Genomic DNA, 25,945 nt, shown 5'->3' with positions numbered 1-25,945 from the left:
AGCGTCACTGGTCCTCCTTCGGGGTCACCACGGCCAGGACCTGGTCCATGGCCACGGTCGAGCCGGGGGAGACGTCCAGCTCGGTGACGGTGCCGGCGTGCGGGGCGGAGATGACGTGCTCCATCTTCATCGCCTCGACCACCAGCAGGCTCTGACCGGCCGCGACCTCGTCCCCGACCGCCACCTTGACCACGGTGACGGTGCCGGGCATCGGGGCGGCCAGGGTGTCCGCGCCGCCGTGCCCGGCGCCGGTGAGGCTCGCCGCCACGGGGTCGTGGTCGAGCACGTGCCAGCTGTCGCCGTCCCGCCCCAGCCAGGTCCCCTCCGGGGAGGGGGCGGTGGTGAAGGTGTGGGTGAGGCCGTCGAGCTCTACGGAGACCTGGCCGGGGGCGATCCGCCCGGCCGCCTTGCCGCGCACGGTGTGGGTGACGGGTTCGAGTCCCGGTACGCGGAACGGGAAGGCCAGGGGCGCCGGTTCGCCACCCATGCGCCAGCCGCTCGGCACCGCGAACGGGTCCAGCCACCCGCCCGTGGCCGCGGGCCGCAGCCCCTCCTGGCGCACCAGGGCCGCCGCCGCGTAGACCTCCTCGGGCACCCCGTCCGGCACCAGGCCGTCCGCCTCGCGCTCCACCAGGCCCGTGTCCAGGTCGCCCGCGACCACGGCCGGGTGCGCCAGCAGGCGGCGCAGGAAGCCCGCGTTGGTGGGGACGCCCAGGGTGACCGTGTCGGCCAGCGCGGCACGCAGCCGGCGCAGCGCGGTGGCGCGGTCCGGGCCGTACGCGATGACCTTGGACAGCATCGGGTCGTAGAGGCTGCCGACCTCGGTGCCCTCGCTCAGGCCCGAGTCGGTGCGCACCCCCTCGCCCTGCGGTTCGCGCAGCGCCAGGACCGTGCCCCCCGAGGGCAGGAAGCCGCGCGCGGGGTCCTCGGCGCAGATCCGGGCCTCGACGGCGTGGCCGGTCAGGGTGATGTCGCCCTGCCCGAACGGCAGTTCCTCGCCGGAGGCGACCCGCACCTGCCACTCCACCAGGTCGAGGCCCGTGATGAGCTCGGTGACCGGGTGCTCGACCTGGAGGCGGGTGTTCATCTCCATGAAGTAGTACGAGGACGGGTCGTTGCCCGGGACGATGAACTCCACCGTGCCCGCGCCCGCGTAGCCGCAGGAGCGGGCCGCCTGGACCGCCGCCTCGCCCATCGCGGCCCGGGTCCGTTCGTCGAGCAGGACCGAGGGGGCCTCCTCGATGATCTTCTGGTGGCGGCGCTGGAGGGAGCACTCGCGCTCGCCCAGGTGGACCACGTTGCCGTGGCCGTCCGCCAGGACCTGGATCTCGATGTGGCGGGGGCGGTCGATCCACCGTTCCACCAGGAGGGTGTCGTCGCCGAAGGAGGCGCGGGCCTCACGCCGGGCGGCCGCGATCTCGTCGGCGAGCGCCGCCTCCTCGCGGACCAGCCGCATGCCCTTGCCGCCGCCGCCCGCGCTGGGCTTCAGCAGCACCGGCATCCCGATCTCGCGCGCCGCGTCGGCCAGTTGGCCGTCGCTCAGGCCGCTGCCCGAGGAGCCCGGCACCACCGGGACACCGGCCGCCTTCACGGTCTCCTTGGCCCGGATCTTGTCGCCCATCAGGGAGATCGCGTCCGCCGGGGGCCCGATGAAGACCAGGCCCGCCTCGGCGCACGCGCGCGCGAAGCCGGCGTTCTCGGCGAGGAAGCCGTAGCCCGGGTGGACGGCCTGGGCGCCGCTCCTGGCGGCGGCCTCCAGGAGCCGGTCGATGGAGAGATAGCTCTCGGACGCGGCCGCGGGGCCGATCCGTACGGCCGTGTCGGCCTCGCGCACATGGCGGGCGTCCGCGTCCGCGTCGCTGAACACCGCGACCGAGCGCACCCCGAGGGCGCGCAGGGTGCGGATGACGCGGACCGCGATCTCGCCCCGGTTGGCGACGAGGACTGTGTCGAACATCGTCATGGTCCGCCTCACATCCGGAAGACGCCGAAGCCGGGCGCCGAGTAGTCCCGCTGGGGGAGGGGGGCGTTGGCGCAGGCCGTGAGGGCGAGCCCGAGGACCTGGCGGGTCTCCATCGGGTCGATCACCCCGTCGTCCCACAGCCGGGCCGACGCGTAGTAGGCGTTGCCCTGCTGGTCGTACTGGGCGCGGATGGGGTCCTTGAAGGACTCCTCGTCCTCGGCGGGCCAGGACTCGCCGCGCCCCTCCAGCTGGTCGCGCTTGACGGTGGCCAGCACCGAGGCGGCCTGCTCGCCGCCCATCACCGAGATCTTGGCGTTGGGCCACATCCACAGGAAGCGGGGCGAGTAGGCCCGGCCGCACATCGAGTAGTTCCCCGCCCCGTACGACCCGCCGACCACGACCGTCAGCTTGGGGACGCGGGTGCAGGCGACGGCGGTGACCATCTTGGCGCCGTGCTTGGCGATGCCTCCCGCCTCGTAGTCCCTGCCGACCATGAAGCCCGAGATGTTCTGGAGGAAGACCAGCGGGATGCCGCGCTGGTCGCACAGCTCGATGAAGTGGGCGCCCTTCTGGGCGGACTCGGAGAACAGGATGCCGTTGTTGGCGACGATGCCGACCGGGTGGCCGTGGATCCGGGCGAAGCCGGTGACCAGCGTCTGGCCGAACTCGGCCTTGAACTCCTGGAAGCGCGAGCCGTCGACCACGCGCGCGATGACCTCGCGGACGTCGTACGGCGTGCGCGAATCGACCGGGACCGCCCCGTACAGCCCGAAGGGGTCGACCTTGGGCTCCTCGACCGGCTCCACGCTCCAGGGGAGCTCGCCGCGCGCGGGGAGGGTGGCCACGATGTTGCGCACGATCCGCAGCGCGTGCGCGTCGTCCTCGGCGAGGTGGTCGGTGACGCCGGAGGTGCGCGAGTGGACCTCGCCGCCGCCGAGCTCCTCGGCGGTGACGACCTCGCCGGTGGCGGCCTTCACCAGCGGGGGGCCGCCGAGGAAGATCGTGCCCTGGCCGCGGACGATCACGGCCTCGTCGCTCATCGCCGGGACATAGGCCCCGCCCGCCGTGCAGGAGCCGAGGACCGCCGCGATCTGCGGGATCCCGGCGCCGGACATCCGGGCCTGGTTGTAGAAGATCCGACCGAAGTGGTCGCGGTCGGGGAAGACCTCGTCCTGCATCGGCAGGAAGGCGCCGCCGGAGTCCACCAGGTACAGACACGGCAGCCGGTTCTCCAGGGCCACCTCCTGGGCGCGCAGGTGCTTCTTCACCGTCATCGGGTAGTACGTGCCGCCCTTGACCGTGGCGTCGTTGGCCACGATCACGCACTCGCGGCCGCTGACCCGCCCGATCCCGGCGATCACCCCGGCGGCGGGCGCCTGGTCCCCGTACATCCCGCCGGCCGCCAGCGGCGCGAGCTCCAGGAAGGGCGAGCCGGGGTCGAGCAGGGTGTCCACCCGGTCGCGCGGCAGCAGCTTGCCGCGCGCGACATGGCGCTCGCGCGCCCGCTCACCGCCGCCGAGGCGGGCCGCGGCCAGTCTGGCGCGCAGCTCCTCGCCGAGGGCGCGGTGCGCCTCCTCGTTGGCCCGCCACGCCTCGGACGCGGGATCAGCCGCGCTCCCAAGGACCGGTGCCTGCTGCATCGTGTCGAGCCCCCTTGCCCGTACGAAGTCCTCCGGCGTCTGCCGGTGAGATCCGGCCTGATGTTAATGACCGTTAACTCATTTCCTCCAGGTTAACGAGCGCTAACCGCGTTGTCTAGAATGAATTCTCATGAGCACCCGGACCGATGCCCCCACCCGACGCGAGCAGATCCTGCGCGAGGCCGCGCGCCTCTTCGCCGAGCGCGGCTTCCACGGAGTGGGCGTCGACGAGATAGGCGCGGCGGTGGGCATCAGCGGCCCCGGCCTCTACCGGCACTTCGCGGGCAAGGACGCGATGCTGGCGGAGCTGCTGGTGGGGATCAGCGGGCGGCTGTACGACGGCGGCCGCAAGCGGGTCGCCGAGGCGGACGGGGGCCCCGAGGCGGTCCTCGGCTCGCTCATTGACGGCCACATCGACTTCGCCCTCGACGACCGGGCGCTGATCACGCTGCACGACCGGGAGCTGGACCGGTTGCGCGAGAGCGACCGCAAGCTGGTGCGCCAGCTCCAGCGGCAGTACGTGGAGCTGTGGGTCGCGGTCGTCCGCGAGCTGTACCCGCACGGCACCGAGGCCGAGGTCCGGACCGCCGTCCACGCGGTCTTCGGCCTCCTCAACTCGACGCCGCACCTGGGCTCGTACGGGGCCGGGCTGCCGGGGCGCCCCGCCACGGAGGCGCTGCTGCGGCGGCTGGCGCACGGGGCGTTCGCGGCGCTCGCGGGCTGAGCGGCCACGCGCGCGTAGGCGCTCGTGCGTGTACGTGGGCGTACGGCGGGCGTACGTCAGATGTGTGTCCGGTGCGTCCGGTGTGTGCGGGCGTACGTCAGGAGTGCGTCCACTGCGCGGACGACGGCGCCCGGCGCCCCGCACCGGGGCAGAATGGGGCGCATGCCGATACCCAGCCGTGCCGCTCTCGTCGACCACCTCGTCCGCACCCGTATCGCCGGAGACGTCGCCACCCCCCGCGACAACAACCTCTCCCACTACCGCAAGCTCGCCAACGGCGACCGCCACTACTGGCTGGGTCTGGAGCTGGGTGAGCGCTGGACCGACGAGCAGGACGTGCTCGCGGTGATGGCCGAGCGCTGCGGGGTCGTCGACGACCCCGAGTACCGCACGGGGCAGGACACCATCGACCCGGAGCTGACCGTCGACGCGCTGGAGCGGATGGCGGCGCGGCTGCGCAAGGCCGTGGCCGGGCGCGAGCGGGTGCTGTTCGCGACCGGGCACCCGGGGGCGCTCATCGACGTGCACAGCCGGACGGCGGCGGCGCTGCGGTCGGCGGGGTGCGAGGTGGTGCGGATTCCGGACGGGGTGCTCGCCGACGAGGGGTGTGTCGTCCAGTTCGCCGACGTCTCGCTGTACGAGCGCGGCGCGTCCCTGTGGCACACGCACTCGCCCGCGCCGATGGCGGCGATTCTGGATGCGCTGGAGCGGGAGGGGCGGGCGCTGCCGGATCTGGTTGTCGCGGATCACGGCTGGGCCGGGTGTGCTGCCCAGCGCGGGATCGACGCGGTCGGGTACGCCGACTGCAACGATCCCGCGCTGTTCCTGGCGGAGGCGGAGGGGACGCTCCAGGTTGCCGTGCCGCTGGACGACCACGTGGTCGACCCTCGGTTCTACGAGCCGATGATCGAATACTTGCTGGGTGCGGCCGAGTTGGTCTGAAGTCGCGCCGTGGGGGCGGGGGCTCGTGGTCGCGTGCGGACCGTGCGGGGCTGGTCGCGCAGTTCCCCGCGCCCCTATAGGGCGCCCCAGGACATCGGGGACCCAGGAAGGCGCGCGGCCAGGCCTAGCGCGGGACCCTGACCACGCCCTCCTGGATCACCGTGACCGCCAAGTGGCCGTCCTGGGTGTAGATGCGGGCCTGGCCCAGGCCACGGCCCGCCGCGGACGTCGGGGACTCCTGGTCGTACAGGAGCCACTCGTCGGCCCGGAACGGGCGGTGGAACCACATCGCGTGGTCCAGCGACGCGCCCACCACGTCGCCGACCGCCCAGCCGCCCCGGCCGTGGGCGAGCAGCACCGAGTCGAGCAGGGTCATGTCGGAGACGTACGTGGCCAGCACGATGTGCAGCAGCGGGTCGTCCGCGAGCTTGCCGTTCGTGCGGAACCAGACCTGTGAGCGCGGCTCGCGCGGGGTGCCGGCGGTGGCCCATGGAGGCGCGTCGGCGTAGCGCAGGTCGACGGCCGCGCGGGCCTCGATCAGACGCTCGGCGACGTCCGCCGGGAGGTGGCGCGGCAGCATCTCGGCCGCCGTCGGCAGCGACTCGGGGTCCGGCGCGGGCGGCATGTCCGCCTGGTGCTCCAGCCCCTCCTCGTACGTCTGGAAGGACGCCGAGAGGTGGAAGATCGGCTGGCCGTGCTGGACGGCGACGACCCGGCGGGTGGTGAAGGAGCGGCCGTCGCGGATGCGGTCGACCATGTAGACGATCGGCGCGCCCGGGTCGCCGGCGCGCAGGAAGTACGCGTGCAGGGAGTGCGCGAGGCGGTCCGCGGGGACGGTGCGGCCCGCGGCGACCAGCGCCTGGGCCGCCACCTGTCCGCCGAAGACGCGCGGGACGAGCGCCGAGCGGGAGCGGCCCCGGAAGTAGTCCCGCTCGATCTGCTCCAGGTCGAGCAGATCGAGCAGGGCATCCAGAGCCTTCGTCACAGACCCATGTCCTTGGCGATGATCGTCTTCATGATCTCGCTGGTGCCGCCGTAGATCCGGTTGACGCGGTTGTCGGCGTACAGACGGGCGATGGGGTACTCGTTCATGAAGCCGTAGCCGCCGTGCAGCTGGAGGCACTTGTCGATGACGCGGTGGGCGACCTCGGTGCAGAACAGCTTGGCGGAGGCGGCCTCGGCCGGGGTCAGCTCGCCCGCGTCCAGGGCCTCCAGCGCGCGGTCGGCGACCGCCTCGGCGGCGTCCACCTCGGCCTGGCAGGCGGCCAGTTCGAACTTGGTGTTCTGGAAGTGGGCGACCGGCTTGCCGAAGACGGTGCGCTCCCGGACGTACTCCTTGGCGAACCGCACGGCGGCCTTGGCCTGCGCGTAGGCGCCGAAGGCGATGCCCCAGCGCTCGGAGGCGAGGTTGTGGCCGAGGTAGGAGAAGCCCTTGTTCTCCTCGCCGAGGAGGTCCTCGACGGGGACCTTCACGTCGACGAACGCCAGCTCGGCGGTGTCGGAGGTCTTCAGGCCGAGCTTGTCGAGCTTGCGGCCGATGGAGTAGCCCTCGGACTTGGTGTCGACGGCGAAGAGGGAGATGCCGTGACGGCGGTCCTCGGCGGTGGGGGCGGCGGTACGGGCGCACACGATCACGCGGTCGGCGTGCACACCACCGGTGATGAAGGTCTTCGCGCCGTTGAGGACGTAGTGCGTGCCGTCCTCGGAGAGCTTGGCGGTGGTCTTCATGCCCGCGAGGTCGGAGCCGGTGCCCGGCTCGGTCATCGCCAGCGCCCACATCTCCTCGCCGGAGACGAACTTGGGCAGGAAGCGCTTCTTCTGCTCGTCGGAGGCGAGCATCTTGATGTACGGCAGGCCGAGCAGCACATGCACGCCGGAGCCGCCGAACTGGACGCCCGCGCGGGCCGTCTCCTCGTACATGACGGCTTCGAACTTGTACGAGTCGATGCCCGCGCCGCCGAACTCCTCGTCCACGCGGATGCCGAAGACGCCGAGCTCGGCGAGCTTGTAGTAGAAGTCGCGCGGCGCCTGGCCGGCGGCGAACCACTCGTCGTAGACGGGGACGACCTCGGCCTCGATGAAGGCCCGGATGGTGTCCCGGAACGCCTCGTGGTCCTCGTTGAATACGGTGCGGCGCACGGACGCTCTCCTTCTGACGGTGGCGACGGCTTGGGCCAGGCTATGGCTAAGCGCTTGCTCAGAGTTTGAAATACGAAGTTACCCGGCGGTCACTCGCACTGTCCAGAGTGAGCCTGCGCACGTCCTTCCGCACTGCGCAGCGCGAGCCACAGCTCGGTGCGGACGTCCATGTCGTCCAGGTCCGCGTCCAGCAGCGCCGCGCAGCGCGCCAGCCGCTGGCGGACGGTGTTGCGGTGCACCCCGAGGGCCGTGGCCGTACGGTCCCAGCTGCCGTGCAGCGAGAGCCAGGCGCGCAGGGTGGTGAGCAGCGGCTCGGTGAGCGGCGCGAGCAGCACGCGCGCGTGGGCGGCGGCCTCCTCGGGGTCCACCAGCGAGGCGTACCCGCCGGGACGGTGGCGCACCAGCGGCGAGCGGGTGGCCTCGGCCCGGCGCAGGGCCCGGCCGGCCTGGGCGTCGGCGGCGGCCAGCTCCCCGGCCGGGACGGGCGCGCTGACGCCGAGGGTCCAGCCGGGGCGCGCGCCGACCTCCTGCCCGCCGGGGACGAGCACGCGCGCGTGGCCGTCGCCCGCCTCCACCAGCGGGCTGCCGAGGTCGGGCGGGGCGCCCTCCCCGCGCGCGTGGACGACGCTCCACGGCGGCTCGCCCAGCAGCGGCGCCACCTCGGCCGGATCCGCGCCGAGCAGCAGCCGCACCAGCGCCGCCGAGCGCATGGCCTCACCGGCGCCCTGGCGGGGCGCCGTGAGCAGCGAGAGCAGCACGCAGGCGACTCCCGCGACGGTGTGGTCGCCCGCCTCGCGCTTCTCGGTCGCGGTGCCGAGCACCAGCCCCTGCGGCCCGGCCAGCGCGTACGCGGCCAGATGGGCGCCCGCGCCGGTGTCGGTGGCGGACGCGGGGGAGCCGGGGGTGCCCGGGGCCAGTACGGCCGCCAGCCGCCGCAGGGCCGCCGCCGCGCCCGGCGCCGGCTCCCGGCCCGCCGCGCGCAGGACCTCGCCCTCGGGGTCCAGCAGCCCCGCCCAGCCGCCGAGCCGGGTCGCGAGCTGGTGCAGCACCGCCGGGACCGGGTCCGGCCGCGCGGCCGCGGCGGCCAGGCCCTGCTGGGCCTGGGCGACCCGGCGCAGCTCGTGGTGGCGGGCCCGGGTCATCAGATCCCACACCGCGCGAGCGATCGCGCTGAACGTGGTGGGCGGCGGCACTTCGAGCAGCGGCAGGCCGTGTCGCTCGCACGCCTCGACCAGCGCCGCCGGGACCGTGTCGTACACCGGCGTGACCCCGAAGCCGAGCGCCGCCGCGCCCGCCTCGGCGACCCGCGCCGCGAACCGCCGCGCGTCGGTGAGCTGCACGCCCGCCGTCAGCAGCAGCTCCCCGCCGAGGAGGTACGGATACGGGTCGGCCATCTCCGAGGCGTGCACCCCGTGGACGTCGGCCTCGGCCGGCCCGGCGATCCGCCGCAGCCCGAGGTCGGCCCGCGCCAGCAGGGCCGAGAGCGGGACAGGAGGGGTGGGTGGGACGGAGGTGTCCGGCATGGTGGATGGTCCATCCATCACTGGGGGAGCGGAGTGGAGGAAACGTACACTTCAGTGTCGCCGCCCGGCCACCTATCGTCGTAGTGAACTGCATGAAGTGCGTGAACCGAATAAACCGCACATAGTGCATGAATCGCTGAAACGAAGGGCAATTCACATGAGCAGCAACGAAAAGCCGCGCGGTCCGATCGACTCGTCCCGCATCCCGCGGTACGCCGGCCCCGCGACCTTCGCCCGGCTGCCCCGCCTCGACGAGGTCGGCACCGCCGACGTCGCCGTGGTCGGTGTGCCCTTCGACAGCGGTGTCTCCTACCGCCCCGGCGCCCGCTTCGGCGGCAACGCCATCCGCGAGGCCTCCCGGCTGCTGCGCCCGTACAACCCGGCCCAGGACGCCTCGCCCTTCGCGCTGGCCCAGGTCGCGGACGGCGGCGACATCGCCGTGAACCCGTTCAACATCAACGAGGCCGTCGACACCATCGAGGCCGCCGCCGACGACCTGCTCGGCACCGGCGCCCGGCTGATGACGCTCGGCGGCGACCACACCATCGCGCTGCCGCTGCTGCGCTCGGTCGCCAAGAAGCACGGCCCGGTCGCGCTGCTCCACTTCGACGCGCACCTGGACACCTGGGACACCTACTTCGGCGCCGAGTACACCCACGGCACCCCGTTCCGCCGCGCGGTCGAGGAGGGCATCCTCGACACCGAGGCGCTCTCCCACGTCGGCACCCGCGGCCCGCTCTACGGCAAGCAGGACCTGACCGACGACGAGAAGATGGGCTTCGGCATCGTCACCTCGGCCGACGTCTACCGCCGGGGCGCCGACGAGATCGCCGACCAGCTGCGCCAGCGCATCGGCGACCGCCCGCTCTACATCTCGATCGACATCGACTGCCTCGACCCGGCGCACGCCCCCGGCACCGGCACCCCGGAGGCGGGCGGCATGACCTCCCGCGAGCTCCTGGAGATCCTGCGCGGCCTGGCCTCCTGCAACCTGGTCTCGGCCGACGTCGTCGAGGTCGCCCCGGCGTACGATCACGCCGAGATCACCTCGGTCGCGGCCTCCCACACCGCGTACGAGCTGACCACGATCATGAGCCGCCAGATCGCGGCGGCGAAGGCCAAGTAACTCGGCGAGAAGGGCGCGTACAGCGTGACGCACGACCACGACCTGGTGCTCCGTCCGACCGAGGCCCAGACGGCGGCAGCCCTGGCGCCGCCGCCCGGCCGCACGGGCGGGGACCTGGTCGTGGAGACCCTGCGCGGCCTCGGCGCCACCACCGTCTTCGGGCTGCCCGGCCAGCACGCGCTGGGCCTCTTCGACGCGGTGGGGCGCTCGGACCTGCGGCTGATCGGGCTGCGGGTGGAGAACAACGCGGGCTTCGCCGCCGACGCCTACGGGCGGATCACCGGCGAGGCGGCCCCGCTGCTGCTGTCCACCGGCCCCGGCGCGCTCACCTCGCTGGCCGCCCTCCAGGAGGCGGCCGCCGCCTCCGCCCCGGTCGTGGCGATCTCCAGTCAGGTGCCCGCCGAGGGGCTGGGCGGCGGGCGCCGCGGCCATCTGCACGAGCTGCGCGACCAGGCGGCGTCCTTCCGTGACGTCGTGAAGTCGGTGCACGTCGCTCGTACCCCGTCCCAGATCCCGTCGGCGGTCGCGGCCGCCTGGGAGTCCGCGCTGAGCGCGCCGCACGGGCCGGTCTGGGTGGAGATCCCCGAGGACGTGCTCCGCGCCGAGACGGTGATCCCGCAGGTCACGGGTGTGGACGCGACCCCGCACGAGCTCGCGCCGCGCCCCGAGCTGACGGCCCTCGCGGCCCACTGGCTGGAGCACGCGGCCCGGCCCGTGATCATTGCGGGCGGCGGTGTCGTACGGTCCGACGCCTCCGGCAAGCTCCGCCGGCTCGCCGAGCGGCTGAACGCCCCCGTGGTCACCACCTTCGGCGGCAAGGGCGCCTTCCCCTGGCACCACCCGCTCTCCCTCCAGTCCTGGCTGGAGGACCGGCACATGACCGACTTCCTGGAGGACGCCGACGTCCTCCTCGTCGTCGGCTCGGGCCTGGGGGAGCTGTCCTCGAACTACCACACGTTCTTCCCCGGCGGCCGGGTGATCCAGATCGAGGCCGACCTCGGCAAGCTGGAGTCCAACCACGCCGCCCTCGGCATCCACGCGGACGCCCGGCTCGCCCTCCAGGCGCTCCTGGAGACGGTCGGCGAGCGCGGGGACCCGTACGCCCCGGCCCGCGTCCAGCTGGTCCTCGCCGAGATCCAGGCCCGCCTCGCCGGCCAGGACCTGGAGCTGGAGCAGTCCCTCCTCGCCTCGATCCGCTCGGCGCTGCCGCCCCGCTCCCCGTCCTTCTGGGACATGACGGTCCTCGGCTACTGGGCCTGGTCCGCCTTCGACGCCGGGCACCCCAACACCATGCACTCCGCCCAGGGCGCGGGCGGCCTCGGCTACGCGTTCCCCGCCGCGCTCGGCGCGGCCGTCGCCGAACCCGGCACCCCCGTCCTCGCCGTCTCCGGCGACGGCGGCGCCATGTACTCGATCGCCGAGCTGGCCACCGCCCGCCAGCACGACCTGGACGTCACCTGGCTCATCGTCGACGACGGCGGCTACGGCATCCTGCGCGGCTACATGACCGACGCCTTCGGCCGCACCACCGGCACCGAGCTGACCGGCCCGGACTTCGTCGCCCTCGCCGAGTCGTTCGGCGTACCGGCGGCGCGCACCACCGCGCAGACCCTGGCCGCCGACCTCAAGAAGGCCCTGGACACCCCCGGCCCCTCGGTCGTGGTGCTGCCCGCCGTCCTGCGGATGTTCGCCCCGACACATCAGTGACGCCCGGATCTGTCCCGTATCTGACTGTTATCAGTCGGTAAGTGTTTGTCAGTGACAGAGCTGTGACAGAGTTCAACGACTTTGCGAGGCAACTTTCCCGTCCTCGACTAGTCATCTCAGGTGGGCGCGCCACAGAGGCGCGCCCACCTCACGACTTTCAGGGGACGGGGACGCTTTGCCCAGAAAACTCCGCACAACCCGGATATCCCGCCGCGCCCGCCGCGGCGCGCTCTCCGTGGCGGTCGCCGCGGGCGTGCTCGCGCCGGTGGCCGCGGGTGCGGCGCCGGCCGCCGCCGCGACGACGGTGAGCTGCACCTCCGCCAAGGCCGGTCTCGCCGCCAGGCTGTCCAAGGACATCACCTCCGCGCTCGGCGGCCGCTCGTCGCTGACGGCCGTGGCGCTGTACGACCGCTCCACCAACACCAAGTGCGAGCTGCGGGCGACCGACACCTTCGACTCCGCGAGCGTGGTCAAGGCGACCGTGCTGGCCACGCTCCTGTGGGACGCGGGCAACCACCACCGCTCGCTCACCTCGGACGAGCGCGCACTGGCCACCAAAATGATCACCGCGTCGGACAACGCCTCGACGAGCACGCTCTGGAAGCAGCTCGGCACCTCCAAGGTGTCGGCCTTCCTCAAGGCCGCCGGGATGACCCAGACGACGCCGGGCTCCGACGGCTACTGGGGTCTGACCCGGATCACCGCCCGCGACCAGGCCAAGCTGCTCGCGCTGCTGACCTCGCGCAACTCGGTGCTCAGCGACGACGCCCGGGAGTACGAGCTGGGCCTGATGAACCGGGTCCGCTCCGACCAGCGCTGGGGCACCCCCGCGGGCGTCCAGGGCGGGACGACCGTCCAGGTGAAGAACGGCTGGCTGCCGCGCGCCACCCACGGCTGGCGCGTCCACAGCATCGGCGCCTTCACCGACGGCGGCCACGACTACGGCCTGGCCGTCCTCACCGAGGACAACAGCTCGATGGACCAGGGCGTCGCCACCATCGAGGCGGTCGCCCGCGCCGTCCACGCCGACCTCGGCCGTCCCTTCGAGGGCGGCAAGCCCTGGCACCCGCCGAAGTGGCAGCGGCCGACCGTGGCCAGCGAGGCCATCCCGCCGGTGCCGGAGGCACCCGCGGGCCGCGACCTCGTCACGGCGCCCCCGGTCCGCTAGGACCCGCAAGGCACGCCAGAAAGACCCGCCCGGTCCTGGGACCGCAGGCGGGTCTTTCGCTGTCCTTTGTTACAGCGGGATGAAATCCGCCGGTGACGGCGTTGCAGCCTTCCGGCGGAGCGGACACTCAGGAGGCAACCAGTGGCGGCGGCAGAGCAGGGGTGGGCACGACGGCTCACCGGGTACGCCTGGCGGTACCGGCGTGATGTCGTGCTGGCGCTGGGGTCGTCGCTCGGCGGCATGGCGGTGATGGCCCTGGTCCCGCTGGTCACCAAGGTGATCATCGACGATGTGATCGGGGCGCACACGCGTTCCCTGGCCCTCTGGACCGGTCTGCTCATAGCGGCGGCGGTCGTCGTGTACGTACTGACGTACATCCGCCGCTACTACGGGGGCCGCCTCGCCCTCGACGTCCAGCACGACCTGCGTACCGAGATGTACGCGACGATCACCAAGCTCGACGGGCGGCGCCAGGACGAGCTCTCCACCGGCCAGGTCGTCGGCCGGGCCACCAGCGACCTCCAGCTCATCCAGGGCCTGCTCTTCATGTTGCCGATGACCATCGGCAACATCCTGCTCTTCCTGATCTCGCTGGCCGTGATGGCCTGGCTCTCACCGCTGCTGACGCTGGTGGCGCTGGCCGTGGCGCCCGCGCTGTGGTTCATCGCCAAGCGCAGCCGCCACCGCCTCTTCCCCGCCACCTGGTACGCCCAGGGCCAGGCGGCGGCCGTCGCGGGCGTCGTCGACGGCGCCGTCTCCGGCGTCCGCGTCGTCAAGGGCTTCGGCCAGGAGGAGCAGGAGACCGGCAAGCTGCGCGAGGTGGGCCGCAGGCTCTTCGCGGGCCGGCTGCGCACCATCAAGCTGAACTCCCGCTACACCCCGGCCCTCCAGGCCGTCCCCGCGCTCGGCCAGGTCGCCATGCTGGCGCTCGGCGGCTGGCTCGCCACCCGGGGCGAGATCACGCTGGGCACCTTCGTGGCGTTCTCCACCTATCTGGCGCAGCTCGTCGGGCCGGTGCGGATGCTGGCCATGGTGCTCACCGTGGGCCAGCAGGCCCGGGCCGGCGTGGAGCGCGTCCTGGAGCTGATCGACACCGAGCCCTCCATCGAGGACGGCACCAAGGAGCTGCCCGCCGACGCCCCGGCCACGGTCGAGTTCGACGACGTGCGCTTCTCCTACGAGGACGGCCGCCCGGTCCTGGACGGCTTCTCGCTGGAGATCCGGCCCGGCGAGACCGTCGCCGTGGTCGGCGCCTCCGGCTCCGGCAAGTCCACCGTCTCGCTGCTGCTGCCGCGCTTCTACGACGTCACCCACGGCGCCGTCCTGGTCGGCGGCCACGACGTGCGCGAGCTCACCCTGGCCTCGCTGCGCGCCGCCATCGGCCTGGTGCCGGAGGACAGCTTCCTCTTCTCCGACACCGTGCGCGCCAACATCGCGTACGGCAAGCCCGACGCCACCCAGGAGGAGATCGAGGCCGCCGCGCGCGCCGCGCAGGCGGACCGCTTCATCGCGGAGCTGCCCGAGGGGTACGACACCACGGTCGGCGAGCACGGTCTGACCCTCTCCGGCGGCCAGCGCCAGCGCGTGGCGCTGGCCCGCGCCATCCTCACCGACCCGCGGCTGCTGGTCCTGGACGACGCCACCTCCGCCGTCGACGCGCGCGTGGAGCACGAGATCCACGAGGCGCTCAAGTCGGTGATGGCCGGGCGCACCACGCTGCTCATCGCGCACCGCCGCTCCACCCTCAACCTCGCGGACCGCATCGCCGTCCTCGACGAGGGCCGCCTCGCGGCGCTCGGCACCCACGAGGAGCTCCAGCGCGACTCGGCGCTCTACCGCAGGCTGCTGACCGACCCCGAGGAGCTGGGCGCGGTCTCGCCCGGCCATGTGCCGCCCGCCGAGGCGGTGGAGGACCACACCGTACGGGACGAGCTGGACGCCGAGTTCGACGCCGAGCGGGGCATCACGCCCCCGCTGTGGATCCGCGACGACAAGCCCGCCTCCTCGGCCCCCGGCGGTATGCCGGCCACCCCCGAACTCCTCGCCCAGGTCGATGCGCTGCCCCCGGCCGACGACACCCCGGGCATCGACGAGGCCAGGGCCGTCCAGCCGGAGAAGTCCTATGGGCTGCGCAGGCTGCTGCGCGGCTTCGGCAAGCCGCTCGCCGTGAGCCTCGCGCTGGTCGCGGTCGACGCGGGGATGTCGCTGCTGCTGCCGGTCCTGATCCGGCACGGCATCGACCAGGGCGTCAGCAAGCTGGCGCTCGGCGCGGTGTGGGCGGCGGCGGGCCTGGCCCTGCTGACCGTGCTGATCCAGTGGGCCGCGCAGTTCGGCGAGACCCGGATGACCGGCCGCACCGGCGAGCGCGTCCTCTACAGCCTCCGCCTCAAGATCTTCGCCCAGCTCCAGCGGCTCGGCCTGGACTACTACGAGCGCGAGCTCACCGGCAAGATCATGACCCGGATGACCACCGACGTGGACGCCCTGGCCACCTTCCTCCAGACCGGCCTGGTCACCGCGTTCGTCGCCGTCGTCACCTTCTTCGGCATCATGCTGGCGCTCCTGGTCATCGACCTCCAGCTGGCGCTCGTCGTCTTCGTGACGCTGCCGCCGCTGGTCATCGGCACCTACTACTTCCGCCGCCAGAGCGTGAAGGCGTACGAGCTGGCCCGCGAGCGGGTCGCCGGGGTCAACGCCGACCTCCAGGAGTCGGTGAGCGGGCTGCGGATCGTCCAGGCCTTCGGCCGCGAGCGCGACGGCGCCGAGCGCTTCACCGCCCGCAGCGCCGACTACCGCAAGGCCCGCATCCGCGGCCAGTGGCTGATCTCGGTGTACTTCCCCTTCGTCCAGCTGCTGTCGTCGGTCGCGGCCGCCGCGGTGCTGATCGTGGGCGCCCACCGGGTCGACGCGGGCACCCTCACCACGGGTGCGCTCGTCGCCTACCTCCTCTACATCGACCTGTTCTTCGCCCCCGTACAGCAGCTCTCGCAGGTCTTCGACGGCTACCAGCAGGCGTCCGTCTCCCTCAAGCGCATCCAGGAGCTGCTGCGCGAGCCGACCTCCACCGAGGCGGCCGAACAGCCGCAGGACGTCCGCTCGCTGCGCGGCGAGATCGCGTTCGAGGACGTCGACTTCGCGTACGGGGACGAGGAGGAGGCCCTGTCGGGCGTCAGCCTGCACATCCCGGCCGGGCAGACCGTCGCCTTCGTCGGCGAGACGGGCGCGGGCAAGTCCACGCTGGTCAAGCTGGTCGCGCGGTTCTACGACCCGACCGGCGGGCGGGTCACCGCCGACGGCACCGATCTGCGGGCGCTGGACATCACCGCCTACCGCCACCGCCTCGGCGTGGTGCCGCAGGAGGCGTACCTGTTCGCCGGGACCGTCCGGGACGCCATCGCCTATGGGCGGCCCGACGCCACCGACGCGCAGGTGGAGGCGGCGGCCCGGGCGGTCGGCGCGCACGACATGATCGCCACGCTGGACGGCGGCTACCTCCACGAGGTCGCCGAGCGCGGCCGCAACCTCTCGGCCGGCCAGCGCCAGCTGATCGCGCTGGCCCGCGCCGAGCTGGTCGACCCGGACATCCTGCTCCTGGACGAGGCCACCGCCGCCCTGGACCTGGCCACCGAGGCCCAGGTCAACCAGGCGACCGACCGGCTCACCGGCCGCCGCACCACCCTGGTCGTCGCCCACCGCCTGACCACGGCGGCCCGCGCGGACCGGGTCGTGGTGATGGACCACGGCCGCGTCGTCGAGGACGGCACCCACGACGAACTCCTCGCCCAGGGCGGCCGCTACGCGAGTCTGTGGCGCACCTTCATCGGCGAGGACGAGCCGGCGGCGGTGTGAGCGGGGCGTGAACGAGGGCTGTCCACATGGTGGGCAGCCCTCCGCCGGCACGCAACCGACGGTAGCCCCCGCGCGTCCGTACTCACATACGCTCATGTGACGGAAGGGGGCAAGCGTGTTCGGTGGGGGAGAACGGGGGCTGCGCGACCGGGCGGGACCGGGTCTTCTCGTGCTGCTCGCGACGGCCGGCCTGGCCGTGCTCGGACCGGGAGCGGGCAGCGCCGACGCGGCCGACTCGTGCGGCGGACGGCAGGTGAAGACGGTCCGCTTCGCCACCGGTGAGCTGCGGGTCTACAAGACGCACGGCTACGCCTGCGCACTGGCGATCGCCAAGACTCCGGGCGCCAGACGGCAGATGTCGGTGACCATCCAGGCGCGCGGCGGCGGCCCGGTCTCGGACAGTGGCCGGTTCACCCGGCAGGCGGGCCCGGTCACCGTGCACGCCATCAACCGCTGTGTACGGGCCTCCGGCTCGGTGGCGGGCAGCGGCGGCTCGACGGGCTGGATCCTGTGCTGAGAGGGGCTCGAGGACGCGGCTGAGGGCGGCATGACAACGCTGCCATGGGGCCCGGCGTTCCAACTGGGTCTGGTCGCACTGGTGTTGCCCCCGCTAGGTTCACGACGATCGCGTCACGTCGTGACCCCAGGGGAGAGTGCATGCGCAAGACGCTCAGATGGCTTCTTTCACTCGTCGTGCTCATAGGCACGGTGAGCGTGGCGGGAGCCACGGCAGGGGCGGCCACCGCCGCCGAGCCGGACATCAAGGACCGCATCCTGGCGATACCCGGGATGAGTCTCATCGAGGAGAAGCCGTACCCCGGCTACCGGTACTTCGTCCTCAACTTCACCCAGCCGGTGGACCACCACCGCCCGTCGGCGGGCACCTTCCAGCAGCGGATCACCCTGCTGCACAAGGACACCGCCCGCCCGACCGTGATGTACACCAGCGGCTACAACGTCTCGACCAACCCGAGCCGCAGCGAGCCGACCCAGATCGTGGACGGCAACCAGGTCTCGGTCGAGTACCGCTACTTCACCCCGTCCCGGCCCGCCCCGGCGGACTGGGGCAAGCTGGACATCTGGCAGGCGGCCAGCGACCAGCACAGCATCTTCGAGGCCCTGAAGCCGGTGTACGGCAAGAACTGGCTGACCACCGGCGGTTCCAAGGGCGGGATGACGGCGACGTACTACAAGCGCTTCTACCCGAAGGACATGGACGGCGTGGTGGCGTACGTCGCCCCCAACGACGTCGTCAACAACGAGGACTCGGCGTACGACCGGTTCTTCGCGAACGTGGGCACCAAGGAGTGCCGCGACAAGCTGGAGGGGGTCCAGCGCGAGGCGCTGGTGCGCCGGGGGCCGCTGGAGGCCAAGTACGCGGAGTACGCCAAGGCCAACGGCTACACCTTCGGCACGGTCGGCTCCCTCGACAAGGCGTACGAGGCGGTCGTGCTCGACTACGTCTGGGGTTTCTGGCAGTACAGCCTGCTCGCGGACTGCGCCACCATCCCGGCGGACGCCCCGCACGCCACCGACCAGGCGATCTGGGACAGCGTCGACACGATCTCCGGCTTCTCGTTCTACACCGACCAGGGTCTGGAGCCGTACACGCCGTACTACTACCAGGCCGGTACGCAGCTGGGCTCGCCCACGATCAAGCAGCCCTGGCTGGGCGGTCTGAGCCGCTACGGCTACCAGCCGCCGCGCAACTTCGTCCCGCGCTCCATTCCGATGCGCTTCCAGCCGATGGCGATGGTGAACGTGGACACGTGGGTGCGCCACCACGCCGAGAACATGCTGTACGTGTACGGCCAGAACGACCCGTGGGGCGCGGAGCGCTTCCGGCTCGGCGCCGGCACGCGTGACGCGTACGTGTTCACGGTCGCGGGCGGCAACCACGGCTCGAAGGTGGCGGGTCTGGCGGCGCCGGAGAAGGCGACGGCGACGTCGGCGATCCTGCGGTGGGCGGGCCTGCCCGCCGCGAGCGTTTCGGCTCGGCCGTTGGCGCGTTACGACGCGGTGCTCGACCGCCAGTCGGTCGAGCGCGAGCCCACGTTGAGGCCGTAGGGGCCGGGTGTTCGTCTGCGGGTGGTGGCCGGTTGCTCGCGCAGTTCCCCGCGCCCCTTGAGTTGCCGCTGCGCGGCAACCCCTTGGGGGCGCGGGGAACTGCGCGCCCAGCCCCCACCGACCCGCAGACGAACGCCATTCACAAGCGCCGCGCGCAACCCACTCCCGCCGAACCCCCCGGCAGCTCCACATACAGCGCCGTGGACGCGGGGCAGTCCACCCGGCGCGACACCGCCGAAGTGACCCGGTACTCGGGGGCGTTCGCCCCCGAGCCGTCACACGGCGTCTCCTTCACCTGCTCCGCCCCCGCGTGGTACACGCAATCCCCCACCACCGTGAACGGCCCGCCCCCCATCCCCGGATCCCCCGGATGCGGCGCCTCCAGATTGCGCATACAGGCGTAGCCCGACGCCCCGCCCCCGATGTACAGCACGAAGTCCGTGTCCAGCGGACACCCCGCCGCCCCGGAGGCACGGCCGCCCTCCCGGCGCACCAGCACCCGCCCCACCGCGCGCTCGCTGGTGCAGGGCACCTCGGTGAAGGACTGCCCGCGCGCCGCGCAGTCCCCGGCGCCCAGGAAGGTGGCGCCGTAGGACGGCGTGGACGGGGACGGGGAAGCGGGCGCCGCCGGTGCCTGCCGGCAGCCCGTCAGCAGGAGCGTTCCGGCCCAGAACGCGGCCGAAACGGCCCGAACCACTCTTGCGGCACCGTACTCGTACATGTCCGACCCCCCGCCCCAGCGTGACCGCTCACGCCGAGAACACGCCAGAGGGCCCGGGGGTTATCTCCGGTACGACAGCCCGTACCCGATCGGGTACAGCACCCGGGCCGGATCGTCCCCGCGCGGCACCGCCACCGGCAGCCGCCCGGCGGGCGCGGCCCGGCCCGCCACGACCCGTACCGCCGCGCGCAGTTCGACGTCGGTCCAGGAGTAGGTGGCCAGCGAGGCCGTGTACCCGCTGAGGTGCGCGATGTCGTACGGGTTGCGGATCGCGAGGTGCACCACCGGCACACCGGTCGCGCCGAGCGCCGCCACCAGCCGGGCCTGCGCCCCGCCCGGCCCGGCGTTGTACGTGCCCACGAGCACCGCGTCGCTGCCCCGCGCCGCCGCCACCGCCGCGTCGATCTGCGCCTGCGAGGGCAGGGTGCCGGTCGACAGGGCGCTCGCGGTGAAGCCGAGCTCGGTCAGGGCCTTGGCGAGGACGGCCGTCGGGGGACCGGTCGTCCCGGAGGGGGAGGCCGGGTCCGCGCCCACCACCAGCACGTTCCGGTGGCGCCGCCGCGACAGCGGGAGCAGCGAGCCGGTGTTGGCGAGCAGCGTCGTGGTCCGCTCGGCCACCGCGTCGGCGGCGGCGAGGTGCGGCCGGGTGCCGACCACCCGGTCCACCTCGGCGTCCGAGACGTACGGATGGCTGAACAGGCCCCGTCGCTCCTTGAGCGCGAGCACCCGCAGGATCGATTCGTCGAGCCGGGCCTCGCTGATCTCGCCACGGGTGACGGCCGCCATCACGCCGTTCCACGCCACCGCCAGGTCCGGCGGGTTGAGCAGCTGGTCGGCCCCGGCCTTCAGGGCGAGCACCGGAACCCGGTCGTCGCCGTACTTGTCCCGTACGCCCTGCATCCCCAGCGAGTCGGTGACGATCACCCCTCGGTAGCCGAGCTCCTCGCGCAGGATCCCGGTGAGGATCGGACGCGAGAGCGTCGCCGGGTCGTTGGTCGCGTCCAGCGCCGGGAACTGGATGTGCGCCGTCATGATCGAGTCGATCCCGGCGGCGACGGCGGCCCGGAACGGCGGCGCGTCCAGCTCCTCCCACTGCTGCCGGGTGTGGGTGATCACCGGGATCCCGGTGTGGCTGTCGACCGTGGTGTCGCCGTGCCCGGGGAAGTGCTTGGCGGTCGCGGCGACGCCCGCCTCCTGGTAGCCGCGCACCTCGCCCGCCACCAGCCGGGCGACCGCCGCCGGATCGGCGCCGAAGGAGCGTACCCCGATGACGGGGTTGGCCGGGTTGACGTTCACATCGGCGTCGGGGGAGTAGTTCTGCCGGATCCCCAGCGCCCGCAGCTCCGCTCCGGCGATCCGCCCGACCGTCCGGGCGTCGCGCGCCGAACCCCCGGCCCCCAGCGCCATCGCGCCCGGGAAGAGGGTGGCGGGGGAGCCGACCCGGCAGACGATGCCGTGCTCCTGGTCGGTGGCGATCAGCAGCGGTACGGGAGTGGGCTGGGCCAGGCCCGCCCGCTGGATGCCGTTGGAGAGCGCGGCGATCTGGTGCGGGTCGCGGGTGTTGTGCGCCCAGGTGAAGTAGATGATCCCGCCGACGTGGTACCTGGCGATGAGCTCGGCGGCGGTGCGTACGCCCATCTCCTTCATGTTGGCGTCGATGTCCACCTGGTCGGGCGCCGTCGCGGAGTGTCCGTACACCCGCATCACGAAGAGCTGGCCGACCTTCTCCGTGAGGGACATCCGGGAGACGATCCGGCGCAGCCGGGCGTCGGGGGCGCGCCGGGCTTCGGCGTACGCGGGGAGCGCGGGCCCCACGGCGGCCGCGGCGGCCGTCGCGGCGGCGCCGGCGAGGAGGGTGCGTCTGGAGGTGCGGTGCGACACGGGCACTCCATCCCTAGGTCTGGAAGAAACTTCCAAACCGAACCGATAACCGGAAAGTTATTGCCGGTCAAGGGGGCGCGCACCGCCGGACCCGGAATACGGGCCGCCACCGGCGCAGTCGGAGGGGGCGCACCGGTGGCGGCTGTGCTGCCGGCCGCAGACCGGTTGGAGAGGGGTGGTCGGACGTTCGCAGCCAGCAGCGAGGACCGACACCGCTCTGCGGAGACTCACCGGCAGTACGGCCCTTGGACGGGGGCCGTCGGCCCGGGGTTCCGGCGTCGGCTCGCTGCCGCGGAAAAGGTAGGTGACCGAGCTTCGGGGGGCGCACGGCCGAGGCGGCCCGCCCGGGGCTCAGCGCCGGACCAGCGCGGCCAGCCGCTCGCGCCCCGCCGTCAGCAGTCCCGGCAGCTCCGCCGCCCGCGGATACCACCGCTTCTCGTACTCCCAGCACACCCAGCCCCCGGGGTCGAGCGGCGCGAGGGCCCCGGCCAGCGGCAGCACTCCGGCCCCGAGCGGCAGCGGGGTGGTGTCCTCGGCCGAGGCGATGTCCTTGACCTGGACGTATCCCAGGTGCGGAGCGAGCGCCGCGTACGACTCGGCCGGGCTCTCGCCGCCCAGCCAGGTGTGCATCACATCCCACAGCGCGCCCACCGAGGGCGCGCCGACCCGGTCCAGGACACGGGCGACGGCCGCGCCCGTGCGGTGGGAGTCATGCGTCTCGAGCAGGACCCGCACGCCCCGGTCGGCGGCGAGCGCGGCCACCGACCTCAGCCGCCGCACGGCGACCCGGTCGTCGTCGGGGCCGCCCCGGCCGCCGGGGAAGACACGGACGTAGGGGGCGCCGAGGCCGGACGCGAGCTCCACCAGCGCGTCGAGCCGTTCGCCGTCGTCGGGGTCGGCCACGCGCGCGTACCCGGCGACCGTGAGCACCTGGACGCCGTGCGCGGCGAACTCGGCCGCCACCGCCGCCCGTCGGCGTGCGTCGATCCCGGGGTGCACCGGCTCCTCGGGGTGGGCGCGCAGCTCCACGCCCTGGTAGCCGTGCGCGACCGCGAGGCGGACGACCTCGGGGACGGGCAGGCCCGGCACCCCGAGGGTGGAGAACGCGTACCGCACTCCGCCGCTCACCAGCCGTACTCGGGGGCGCGGGGAGGGGGTGTCGGCCACGCGGCCAGTATGCCGGGCGGAGCTCACCGTACGGAGGAGCTCCGGGGCACGACCGACGCGAACCGCTCCACCGTCTGCCTGAGCACCTCCCGCCCGTCCCGCCGCCACAGCTCCTCGTTGAACAGCTCGACCTCCACCGGGCCGGTGTACCCCGCCGAGGCCACCCGCTCGTACCACGCCGCCAGGTCGATCACGCCGTCCCCCAGCTGCCCGCGCCCGGTCAGCACTCCGGCGGGCAGCGGCGTGATCCAGTCGGCCAGTTGGAACGCGTGGATCCGGCCGCCCGCGCCGGCGCGGGCCACCGCGGCCGGGGCCCGGTCGTCCCACCAGAGGTGGTAGGTGTCGACGACGACCCCCACTTCTTCGGCCGGAAACCGCTCGGCCAGCTCCAGGGCCTGGTCGAGGGTGCAGACGACACAGCGGTCCGAGGCGTACATCGGATGCAGCGGCTCGATCGCCAGCCGTACGCCACGGGCGCGCGCGTGAGGACCCAGCTCCGCCAGTGCGTCCGCGACCCGCTTCCGTGCCCCGGTCAGGTCCCGGCTCCCCTCGGGCAGTCCGCCGCAGACCAGCACCAGGGTGTCGGTGCCCAGCGCCGCCGCCTCGTCGACGGCCGCCCGGTTGTCGTCGAGCGCCCTTACGCGCGCGTGGGGCTCGCTCGCCGTGAAGAAACCGCCCCGGCACAGCGTGGTGACGCCGAGACCGGCCTCCCGGACCAGCCGCGCGGCGGCCTCCACGCCGTACGCCCGCACCGGCTCGCGCCACAGCCCGACGCCCGGAACGCCCGACTCGGCGCAGGCGCGGACCAGTTCGGGCAGCGGGAGCTGCTTGACGGTCATCTGGTTGATGCTGAGGCGGGCGAGGTGTGCGGGGTTCATGAGGTGACTCCATAGACCGTGAGCAGGGCGCGCATCCGGGCGGCGGCCGCCTCCGGGTCGGGGAAGAGGCCCAGGCCGTCGGCGAGTTCGTACGCCCGCGCCAGATGCGGCAGCGGGCGGGCCGACTGGAGGCCGCCGACCATGGCGAAGTGGTCCTGGTGGCCGGCCAGCCAGGCGAGCAGGACCACGCCCGTCTTGTAGAAGCGCGTCGGCGCCCCGAAGAGGTGGCGGGCGAGCCCGACCGTCGGGTCGAGACGCTCGCGGAAGCCCGTGGGGTCACCCGCGTCCAGCGCCCGCACCGCGTCCGCCGCCAGCGGCCCCAGCGGGTCGAAGATCCCCAGCAGGGCGTGGCTGAAGCCCTGTTCGTCGCCCTCGATCAGCTCGGGGTAGTGGAAGTCGTCGCCCGTGTAGCACTTCACGCCGTCCGGCAGCCGCCTCCTCAGCTCCACCTCGCGGCGGGCGTCGAGCAGCGACACCTTCACGCCGTCGACCCTGCCGGGGTGGGTGGCGACGAGCGCGAGGAACGCCTCGGTGGCCGTGTCCAGGTCGGCGGAGCCCCAGTAGCCGGCCAGCGCGGGGTCGAACATCGGGCCGAGCCAGTGCAGCACGACCGGCCGTGCGGTCTGCTCCAGCAGCCGCCCGTAGACGGCCGCGTAGTCCTCCGGGCCGCGCGCCGCCGCCGCCAGCGCCCGCGAGGCCATCAGGACCGCCCGCGCGCCCGCGCCCTCGACGACGGCGAGCTGCTCCTCGTACGCGGCGGTCACCTCGGGCAGCGAGGCGCCCGGCGGCAGTTGGTCGGTCCCGGCCCCGCACACGATCCGGCCGCCGACCGCCCTCGCCTCGGCGGCCGAGCGCCGGATCAGCTCGGCCGCCGAGGCCCAGTCCAGGCCCATCCCGCGCTGCGCGGTGTCCATCGCCTCCGCGACCCCGAGGCCGTGCGACCACAGATGGCGGCGGAAGGCGAGCGTGCTCTCCCAGTCGAGGGCCGCGGGCCCGTCGGGCGCGGTGTCGGCGTAGGGGTCGGCGACGACGTGCGCCGCCGAGAAGACCGTACGGGACAGCGGCGGGCCGCCCGGGGCGACGACGACCGGGTCCCGGCGCGGCTCGTACCGTACGAGCGTCCCGTCCGCGCGCGGCAGCGGCAGGCTCACAGCGCGATCTCCGGCACCTCGACGCGGCGGCCCTCGGCCGAGGACCGCAGCCCCAGCTCGGCCAGCTGCACCCCGCGCGCGCCCGCCAGCAGGTCCCAGCGGTACGGGGTGCCGAGGGCCACATGGCGCAGGAAGAGCTCCCACTGCGCCTTGAAGCCGTTGTCGAAGCCGGTGTTGTCCGGCACCTCCTGCCACTGCGCGCGGAACGGCTCGGTGGCGGGCAGGTCCGGGTTCCACACCGGCTTGGGGGTGGCGGCGCGGTGCTGGATCCGGCAGGTGCGCAGCCCCGCCACCGCCGAGCCCTCGGTGCCGTCCACCTGGAACTCGACCAGCTCGTCGCGGTGCACCCGGACCGCCCAGGAGGAGTTGATCTGGGCGACCGCGCCGCCCTCCAGCTGGAAGATCCCGTACGCGGCGTCGTCGGCGGTCGCGTCGTACGGCTTGCCGCTCTCGTCCCAGCGCTGCGGCACATGGGTGGCCGCCAGCGCCTGTACGGAGGTGACGCGGCCGAAGAGCTCGTGCAGCACGTACTCCCAGTGCGGGAACATGTCGACGACGATGCCGCCGCCGTCCTCGGCGCGGTAGTTCCACGACGGGCGCTGGGCGCCTTGCCAGTCGCCCTCGAAGACCCAGTAGCCGAACTCGCCCCGCACCGAAAGGATCCGCCCGAAGAAGCCGCCGTCGACCAGCCGCTTCAGCTTCAGCAGGCCCGGCAGGAAGAGCTTGTCCTGGACGACGCCGTGCTTGATCCCGGCGTCCCGGGCGAGCCGGGCCAGCTCCAGGGCGCCGGCCAGACCGGTCGAGACGGGCTTCTCGGTGTAGACGTGCTTGCCCGCCGCGATCGCCTGGGCGAGGGCCCGCTCGCGGGCGGAGGTGACCTGGGCGTCGAAGTAGATCTCCACGGTGTCGTCGGCGAGCACGGCGTCCAGGTCGGTGGACCAGTGGGCCAGGCCGTGCCGCTCGGCGATCGCCCGCAGCGCGGGCTCGCGGCGGCCCACCAGGACCGGCTCGGGCCACAGCGCCGTGCCGTCGCCGAGGTCCAGGCCGCCCTGGTCGCGCAGGGCGAGCAGGGAGCGGACGAGGTGCTGGCGGTAGCCCATGCGGCCGGTGACGCCGTTCATGGCGATCCGCACGGTACGGGCCGCGGGCGGCGGTGTCGTCCGGTGTGCGCGGGGCGCTGGCCCACTGGCGGGCGGCGGTGTCATCTGAAGTCCCCTCAATCCCATCGGCCCCTTCCGTCACGGTGTCAGGAGCCCGGTGATCCAGCGGTCATCTACTGGTAACAGGTCTAGCAAGCGC

Annotated in this window: 19 protein-coding genes; 8 read left to right on the top strand and 11 right to left on the bottom strand. The window is 73.3% G+C overall.

Annotated features, from left to right (window positions below; translation table 11 throughout):
• Positions 1-4: 4 nt before the first annotated feature.
• Positions 5-1,957, bottom strand: a complete 1,953-nt coding sequence (locus ABD236_RS24895; protein WP_344077116.1) for an acetyl-CoA carboxylase biotin carboxylase subunit — start codon at positions 1,955-1,957, stop codon at positions 5-7.
• A gap of 14 nt (positions 1,958-1,971) precedes the next feature.
• On the bottom strand, positions 1,972-3,603 hold the full coding sequence (locus tag ABD236_RS24890) for a carboxyl transferase domain-containing protein (protein ID WP_344076977.1): 1,632 nt from the start codon (positions 3,601-3,603) through the stop codon (positions 1,972-1,974).
• 130 nt (positions 3,604-3,733) lie between these two features.
• Here ABD236_RS24890 and ABD236_RS24885 point away from each other — a divergent pair, with 130 nt between their 5' ends.
• Together ABD236_RS24885 and ABD236_RS24880 are read left to right on the top strand one after the other, a co-directional pair.
• Entirely contained in the window at positions 3,734-4,327 is a 594-nt protein-coding gene (locus tag ABD236_RS24885; RefSeq protein WP_344076975.1) for an SACE_7040 family transcriptional regulator, read from the top strand.
• A 162-nt stretch (positions 4,328-4,489) separates the two neighbouring features.
• Positions 4,490-5,269 (top strand): phosphatase, encoded by a 780-nt coding sequence (locus tag ABD236_RS24880; RefSeq protein ID WP_344076973.1) that lies wholly within the window; start codon positions 4,490-4,492, stop codon positions 5,267-5,269.
• A 124-nt stretch (positions 5,270-5,393) separates the two neighbouring features.
• Here the strand turns inward: ABD236_RS24880 and ABD236_RS24875 are convergent, their stop codons facing one another.
• The 3 genes from ABD236_RS24875 to ABD236_RS24865 all read right to left on the bottom strand — a co-directional run bounded on the left by ABD236_RS24875 (position 5,394) and on the right by ABD236_RS24865 (position 8,931).
• Positions 5,394-6,254 carry an acyl-CoA thioesterase gene (locus tag ABD236_RS24875; protein WP_344076971.1) on the bottom strand — a complete coding sequence of 287 codons (861 nt, stop codon included), beginning with the start codon at positions 6,252-6,254 and terminating at the stop codon, positions 5,394-5,396.
• On the bottom strand, positions 6,251-7,408 hold the full coding sequence (locus ABD236_RS24870; protein ID WP_344076969.1) for an acyl-CoA dehydrogenase family protein: 1,158 nt from the start codon (positions 7,406-7,408) through the stop codon (positions 6,251-6,253). Before ABD236_RS24870 ends, ABD236_RS24875 begins: the two co-directional genes overlap by 4 nt.
• A gap of 89 nt (positions 7,409-7,497) precedes the next feature.
• Positions 7,498-8,931 carry a PucR family transcriptional regulator gene (locus tag ABD236_RS24865; protein ID WP_344076967.1) on the bottom strand — a complete coding sequence of 478 codons (1,434 nt, stop codon included), beginning with the start codon at positions 8,929-8,931 and terminating at the stop codon, positions 7,498-7,500.
• Between the two features lie 157 nt (positions 8,932-9,088).
• On the opposite strand from ABD236_RS24865, the gene speB reads away from it, so the two are divergent.
• The 6 genes from speB to ABD236_RS24835 all read left to right on the top strand — a co-directional run bounded on the left by speB (position 9,089) and on the right by ABD236_RS24835 (position 18,848).
• Entirely contained in the window at positions 9,089-10,057 is a 969-nt protein-coding gene (gene speB, locus ABD236_RS24860) for an agmatinase (RefSeq protein ID WP_344076965.1), read from the top strand.
• A 24-nt stretch (positions 10,058-10,081) separates the two neighbouring features.
• Positions 10,082-11,764, top strand: coding sequence for a thiamine pyrophosphate-binding protein (locus ABD236_RS24855; protein ID WP_344076963.1), 1,683 nt, complete (start codon positions 10,082-10,084; stop codon positions 11,762-11,764).
• 175 nt (positions 11,765-11,939) lie between these two features.
• Positions 11,940-12,932 carry a serine hydrolase gene (locus ABD236_RS24850; protein WP_344076961.1) on the top strand — a complete coding sequence of 331 codons (993 nt, stop codon included), beginning with the start codon at positions 11,940-11,942 and terminating at the stop codon, positions 12,930-12,932.
• A gap of 141 nt (positions 12,933-13,073) precedes the next feature.
• Positions 13,074-16,781 (top strand): ABC transporter ATP-binding protein, encoded by a 3,708-nt coding sequence (locus ABD236_RS24845; RefSeq protein ID WP_344076959.1) that lies wholly within the window; start codon positions 13,074-13,076, stop codon positions 16,779-16,781.
• Positions 16,782-16,896: 115 nt separating this feature from the next.
• Entirely contained in the window at positions 16,897-17,298 is a 402-nt protein-coding gene (locus ABD236_RS24840) for a hypothetical protein (RefSeq protein ID WP_344076957.1), read from the top strand.
• Positions 17,299-17,438: 140 nt separating this feature from the next.
• Complete coding sequence (locus ABD236_RS24835; RefSeq protein WP_344076955.1) at positions 17,439-18,848, top strand: S28 family serine protease; 1,410 nt, start codon at positions 17,439-17,441, stop codon at positions 18,846-18,848.
• Between the two features lie 139 nt (positions 18,849-18,987).
• Here the strand turns inward: ABD236_RS24835 and ABD236_RS24830 are convergent, their stop codons facing one another.
• From ABD236_RS24830 to ABD236_RS24805, 6 genes are all read right to left on the bottom strand, one after another.
• Complete coding sequence (locus ABD236_RS24830; RefSeq protein WP_425543938.1) at positions 18,988-19,569, bottom strand: hypothetical protein; 582 nt, start codon at positions 19,567-19,569, stop codon at positions 18,988-18,990.
• 60 nt (positions 19,570-19,629) lie between these two features.
• Positions 19,630-21,450 carry a glycoside hydrolase family 3 protein gene (locus ABD236_RS24825; RefSeq protein WP_344076951.1) on the bottom strand — a complete coding sequence of 607 codons (1,821 nt, stop codon included), beginning with the start codon at positions 21,448-21,450 and terminating at the stop codon, positions 19,630-19,632.
• A 351-nt stretch (positions 21,451-21,801) separates the two neighbouring features.
• Positions 21,802-22,566, bottom strand: coding sequence for a sugar phosphate isomerase/epimerase family protein (locus ABD236_RS24820; RefSeq protein WP_344077114.1), 765 nt, complete (start codon positions 22,564-22,566; stop codon positions 21,802-21,804).
• Between the two features lie 74 nt (positions 22,567-22,640).
• Positions 22,641-23,495: a sugar phosphate isomerase/epimerase family protein gene (locus tag ABD236_RS24815; RefSeq protein ID WP_344076949.1), complete on the bottom strand. Its 855-nt coding sequence runs from the start codon at positions 23,493-23,495 to the stop codon at positions 22,641-22,643.
• Positions 23,492-24,646: a dihydrodipicolinate synthase family protein gene (locus tag ABD236_RS24810; RefSeq protein WP_344076947.1), complete on the bottom strand. Its 1,155-nt coding sequence runs from the start codon at positions 24,644-24,646 to the stop codon at positions 23,492-23,494. Before ABD236_RS24810 ends, ABD236_RS24815 begins: the two co-directional genes overlap by 4 nt.
• Positions 24,643-25,767, bottom strand: a complete 1,125-nt coding sequence (locus tag ABD236_RS24805) for a Gfo/Idh/MocA family protein (RefSeq protein WP_344076944.1) — start codon at positions 25,765-25,767, stop codon at positions 24,643-24,645. Before ABD236_RS24805 ends, ABD236_RS24810 begins: the two co-directional genes overlap by 4 nt.
• Positions 25,768-25,945: the final 178 nt, after the last annotated feature.

The organism is Streptomyces crystallinus (assembly GCF_039521265.1).
In the GTDB taxonomy this organism is placed as follows: domain Bacteria; phylum Actinomycetota; class Actinomycetes; order Streptomycetales; family Streptomycetaceae; genus Streptomyces; species Streptomyces crystallinus.
This window is presented reverse-complemented; position numbering and strand designations above follow the sequence as displayed.